Raw genomic sequence first — 5,704 nt, forward strand, 5'->3', positions numbered from 1 at the left:
AGGCCGCGGGCCCCGGTGGGTCGGCGCCCGTTCCACCGCCCGGCGCGGCAGTGGTCCTGTGGCCCGACACCTTCACCGAGTACCTGTCACCGTCGGTGGGGCGGGCGGCGGTGGCCGTCCTCGACGATGCGGGGGTGCCCGTCGCCCTCCCGCCGGGCCGCGTGTGCTGCGGCCTCACCTACGTCTCCACCGGGCGGCTCGACCGGGCCCGCGCCGTCATGCGCCGCACCCTCGACACGATGGCCCCCGTCCTCGACGGCCCGGACACACCGGTCGTCGTACTCGAACCCAGCTGCGCGGCGGCCCTCAAGACCGACCTGCCCGAACTCCTCCCCGACGATCCCCGAGCCCCGCGCCTGGCCGCCTCCGTCCGCACCTTCGCCCAGGCGCTGGAGGAACTGGCCCCCGACTGGATCCCGCCCCGCGTCGACGCCCCGGCCGTCGGCCAGACCCACTGCCACCAGCACGCCGTCCTCGGCGACACCGCCGAGCGCGTCCTGCGCGCCCGTGCGGGCCTCACCGGCGAGCTCACCTCCGGCTGCTGCGGTCTCGCCGGCAACTTCGGCTTCGAGTGCGGCCACTTCGAGGTCTCGGCGGCCTGCGCGGAGGAGCGCCTCCTCCCCGCCGTGCGCGCCGCCGGCGCCGAGGCCGTCCTGCTCGCGGACGGCTTCTCCTGCCGCACCCAGCTCGACCACCTCGCGTCCCGCCGGGCCCGCCACCTCGCGGAGGTGCTGGCCGACGCACTGGAACCGGACCCGGGCCGGGCCCGTGCCCCGCGGTGCCCAGACCCCGGGCAACCCTGAGCCGGAATCCAGCGGACCCACCCGAGGCGGCGGTCACCGGTCCGGGGATGTGCGTCGCAGGTAGTGCCGACGACCCGGCCGCGGAACCGTCCGCCTCACGGCCGGCCGCCCGGCAGGCAGGGCGCGCCCGGGGACGTTTCCCCGGGCGCCCGACGGCAGTGAGTCCGGGCCCGTCGGCGGTCGGGCTCAGACGGTCTCGTCCTCGGGAAGCTCCTCGAAGTCGAACCCGTCCTCGGGGAACTCCTCGCCGGGGAAGCCCTCCTCGCTGAAGTCCGCGCCACCCATCGCCATGCCGGCGAAGCCCTCCATCAGCGCGCCCATGTCCAGCTCGGTGGCGCCCGACGGGGCGGTGGGCCTGCTGCCCTCGCTCATCCGGAGCACCAGGCCGAGCTTCTTGACCTCGGTGTCCTCGGCCAGCGCGGCGAGGTCGACGTTCACCTCGGTCAGCTCGCCGTTCTTGAGCGCGAAGTCGGCCGTGACCTCGGCGTTCGGGGCGTCCTTGAGGTCCTTGGCGGTCGGCAGCACCATCCCCGGCGGCAGGTCCTTCGACAGCGGGCGGATCTCGTCGAGCAACTCGGTGAGCAGCGTGCGGAAGGGGGCCGTGGCGGTGATGTGCTCGGTGCCGTCCTTCTCGCCGGCGGTCTTGAGGTCGACCTCGCGGGAGACGACCTCGCGCAGCCCGTTAAGCAGCTTCTTCTGCGTCTTGGCGTCAAGAGACGGCTCCGCGGCGGGCGATCCTTCGTCATCCGCCGCCCCGGTGCCGGCCTTTTCGAGCTCCTTGGTGTCGACCTTGACCCACTCGCCTTCGATCACCTTCTTGAGCGGCGCGGCCTCCGGCGGCAGCTCGTCGGCGGGAGGCATCGGGATGCCCATCGCCTCGCTGAGGGTTTCGAAGTCGGAGCGGAAGTACGTGTAGTCGCCGACCACCCGGTACTCGGCCAGGTCGCCGTCCGAGGTGCTGACCTTCATGGCCATGCCGGTGAAGTCGTTCTCGTCGGCCTCGGCGAAGGGCTTCTTCGACTCGACCGTGAAGGTGATCACGGCGTCACTGAGCAGCTTCGCGGCCTCGTCCGGTATCTCCTCGCCCGGCGCGGGGTCGGACGCGGCGTCCAGCGCCTTCAGCGTCTCGGCGTCGGTGTCCAGGTCGATCTCGAGGGAGAGGGACCTCTTCTCGCCGATCCTCTCGAAGGCCTGGTCCAGCTTCTGTCCGGCGGAGAGCTGCTCCACCGTGCCGCAGGCGGCGGCACCCGCCAGAACCGCGGTGACGACGGCGGCGGCGGTCAGGGTCTTGCGCAGGGCGGTGATGATCGTCTCCTGGTGTGTTGTTCCGATGCGGCCACCGGCCATGGGCGACCGGCAACCGGCGACCGAGTGGCGGACCGCCGGACCTCGCGACCGTGTGGGGCCCTTCCCGTCCGGCCCGCTCGCGGGTTCCTGGGCAACAGGATCCTGACAGATCGGGGTTGACCCGCGCATGGCAGTATTTCGGCAGTCTTCGCGGTGTTCTCCCTGCTGGTCTCCCACTCTTCGGCTCATGGGCGGAGGTGGGCCATGAGGCCGTCGCCCATGAGGCCGTCGCCCATGAGGCCGTCGTCCATGAGGCAGGGGCGCTCCGAGGGCAGGAGTTGCCGGGCCGTATCGAGGTCTTCGCCTTCAGGAGCCGATGGACATGGGGGAGCCGTAGCGTGAGGACCGTCCGCGCGCCTGTTCCTGCTGCTCCCGCAGGTCCGCATGCACCCCGCGCAGCTTGTTGCGCACTTCGTTGTGGAGGCTGGTGAACTCCGACTCGGTGATGGTGCCGCGCTTCGCGTCCATGACCTGCCGGTGCACCGTCCCGGACACGGATACCGCCCCGTCCACGTCGGCGCTGCCGGCACCGTGGGCGGGATTCTCGATGATGTCGATCATGAAGCTGATCCAGTCCGCCTTGTGGTACGGGCCGCCCGGTACGTTCGGCGACTCGGCCTCGGTCCGTTCGAGGACCGCCTCGACGGTGAGCCGGATCGCGTAGCCGAGTCCGAGGAAACGGGTCCGGTAGTCCCGCAGCGCCGTCTCCATGGCCAGCTGTTCCGTGTTGACGGCATTGGTGCCGACCACCAGGTTGCGGAACTCGGTGGGGCCGTTGTCGCCGTCGCCGATGAGGTGGCACCACTCGTGCGAGGCGCGCCGCCCCGCTCCGCCGCCGTGGCCGGTCACCGGCATCAAGGCGTGCGCGGGCATGTGGCCCATGGCCCCCGCCGGGTTGCGCCCGGCGTCCGCCCGGCCCACGGTCGGCGGCCTGGACACCCTGACCTGCCTGCGAAGCTTCCCTCGCCCCGCTGCCTCGGCCCGGTTGGCCTTGGCGTCGAAGTCTGCGACGCTCAGGAAACGGCGGCTGTTGTTGGACGTGCCGTCCGCGTAGGCGAAGCTCGGGTCGACGATGTTGCGCTTGTAGAAGACGAACGGCTGGCTCGGGTCGGTGGGCAGCTGGATGAGCCCAGTGGTGTCGGCGCCGACGCGGTTGTCCTCGTCCAGCCCTCGCAGCCCGGCCAGTTCCTCGGGATCCCGTCCGCCGGTGTACGCCGGGTTGATGCCCCAGTAGTCGCCGAACTTGTAGGTCCGTCCCATCGACCGGCCGCCCGACCCCTTGGGGGTCATCCTGATGATGCGGAAGGACCGACCGGGATCGATCAGCGTGTGACTGTGCTGGAGATCGCTGTTGATCAGCTCCACGCGGTAGACGAAGAACGAGGTCTGGAAATCGACCTGCCAGCTGTCCTGGAGGGTGCCGCCCCGGCGGCTCGCCGTGAGCCTGGGCAGGGAGGCGCTGGGGACGCGCAGCGCGTCCACCCCGTAGCCCTGACGTTCACCGGCGTAGGCGCGATCCGGAACCTGTACGAGGTTGCCGTCGGCGTCGAAGTCCTCGGCTGGTACCCACATCGCGACGAGGTCGCTCATTTGGAAGTACTGGTCCTCCTGAGCGGCAGCGGAGGAGCGCAGCGGCGCCCGCTGCAGCGGGATCCCCGACTGGCTCGCGTGCCCATGTGCCGTGTGTGCGTGTTCCGTGTGTGCGTGTTCCGTGTGTGCGTGTTCCGTGCGCGCGGGCGGGGCGCTGCCCAGGACGCGTGTCGCCTGCTCCTCGGCCTCACGTTCGAAGCGGTCGCCCGGGTCGGACACCCGCACCCCGTCTCCCCGGTCGGATCCGGCGACCGGGCCCGAGCGCTGCTGGATCACATGGGTCAGCTCATGGGCGAGCGTGTGCCGGTCGGCGCCGCTCTCGCCGATGACCACATGGCTGCCGGAGGTGTAGGCGCGGGCGCCGACCGCAGCCGCGGACTCCTGTGCCGCGCGGTCCGTGTGCAGGCGTACGTCGGAGAAGTCCGCCTGGAAACGGGCCTCCATGTCGGTGCGGGTCTCGTGGTCGAGCGGCTGCCCGGAACCGCGCAGCACGTCCTGCACCGACCGCTGGACGGACGTCTGCCCTTCCCCTTGGTCCGCCGCTCGGTCCGCCGCGCGCTCCCGCTGGATGGCATGTCCGAGAGCGGCGTTCCCGGCGAGACGCTGAAGTGAGAGCAGGCCCGCGGAGCCCAGGGAGCTCAGCCGCCCGACCGCCGGCAGCCGATCGGCGGGATACGGGAATGCGGACCGGGCCGGGTGCAGACCCTTGTGGCTCTTCTGCTCGTCACGAGGGGGACGCTGCGCTGCCATCGACTCTCCATCCCTGCCCGGACATGACCTCCCGCCATCGTTGGCCCGAGGTCACGCCGTGCGAAGAACCCTTCGGCCAGGAATTCGCGCAGACCTGGAGCGCGGATGTCCGCGGCGACCGGTCGGCGTGCTCGACCGGGCCACGGTCCCGGAGAGTCTGTGAGAGTGGAGGCCGTGTGCAGGGCACGGATCTGATGCTTGGGTGCTGCCACGGACACCAGGGTGGTCGCGCCGCGGGGCGCGTGCCATCGAATTACCGGGTCCGCTCTCCCACCGGAACCCGGCCGCGTGTGCTCCGGTGCTTCGCGCTTTCTCCCTGAAAGGACGTGAGAGAGAAAGCACCCGGCCAAACCCCTCCCCGTCCCTCCCGCCGCGATCGCTCACTCGCGCGGGTGAACATCACCGACTTGGGTGGTTTGGGAGGCCGTTGCCTGTCCTACGCTCGGCGCGACACAACAGCAGACATGCGACGGCCCCCGCCGGGACGGCAATCCCAGTGCGAGGGCCTGACCACCGAGGAAGAGGCAACTTCCCGATGGACACGAAAGACCTTAGCGCGCCCCCGCGCGCCCAGGCCCGCGTTGCCGGCAATCAACGCCGGACCGGCACCCGGCGGCCGCGGTCCCGTCCGCGCGGCGGCGGGCAGTCCTCCGGCGTGGTGCACGAGAACACCCGCCACGCCGCCCGTTTCACGGTGATCGGCAACCACCTCGCCCAGCACGCCGAGTTGTCGCTGCTCGCCATCGGGCTGGCCGTGCACATCCAGTCCCTGCCCGCCGGGGCCCGCGTCGACATCAAGACCCTCGCCGCCCGCTTCCCCGAAGGCGCGACCCGCATCGCCGCCGCCCTGCGCGAACTCGAGACCCACGGCTACCTGCGCCGCCGCCGCGAACGCATCCCCGGCGGACACCTCATCACCCGCACCGTCTCCTGCAACCACCCCGCGACGGCGGCCCGGCACCACACCACCGAGCCCGACTGCACACCACCCGACGCCCCGACAGCCGCACCACAAGCGCCGGTGTCAGTGCCGGTGCCGGCCGAGCACGAGAGGTCCTCGCTCCAGGCAGCGCACGCAACACCGGCACCCCACACACCGCAGACAGCGCATCGAACGCACGCGCCCCGCACACCGCAGACAGCGCATCGAACGCACGCGCCCCGCACACCGCGCAAGCCGCTTCCCTCCGTACCGCAGCCCGGCCACCCCGCCC

Annotated in this window: 3 protein-coding genes and 1 pseudogene; 2 read left to right on the forward strand and 2 right to left on the reverse strand. The window is 71.5% G+C overall.

The window, feature by feature from the left end; genetic code table 11:
- Positions 1-803, forward strand: an 803-nt coding sequence (locus GUY61_RS33510) for a (Fe-S)-binding protein (protein WP_166634091.1), incomplete at its 5' end; no start/stop codon positions are given.
- A 186-nt stretch (positions 804-989) separates the two neighbouring features.
- Here GUY61_RS33510 and GUY61_RS33515 read toward each other — a convergent pair.
- Positions 990-2,030, reverse strand: coding sequence for a hypothetical protein (locus GUY61_RS33515; protein ID WP_166634092.1), 1,041 nt, complete (start codon positions 2,028-2,030; stop codon positions 990-992).
- A gap of 426 nt (positions 2,031-2,456) precedes the next feature.
- Positions 2,457-4,490 (reverse strand): DUF4157 domain-containing protein, encoded by a 2,034-nt coding sequence (locus GUY61_RS39385; RefSeq protein WP_208106786.1) that lies wholly within the window; start codon positions 4,488-4,490, stop codon positions 2,457-2,459.
- 535 nt (positions 4,491-5,025) lie between these two features.
- Between GUY61_RS39385 and GUY61_RS40810 the strand changes: the two are divergent.
- A pseudogene (locus tag GUY61_RS40810) lies at positions 5,026-5,704 on the forward strand (helix-turn-helix domain-containing protein); the annotation flags it as partial.

The organism is Streptomyces sp. GC420, from assembly GCF_009916105.1.
Classification (GTDB): domain Bacteria; phylum Actinomycetota; class Actinomycetes; order Streptomycetales; family Streptomycetaceae; genus Streptomyces.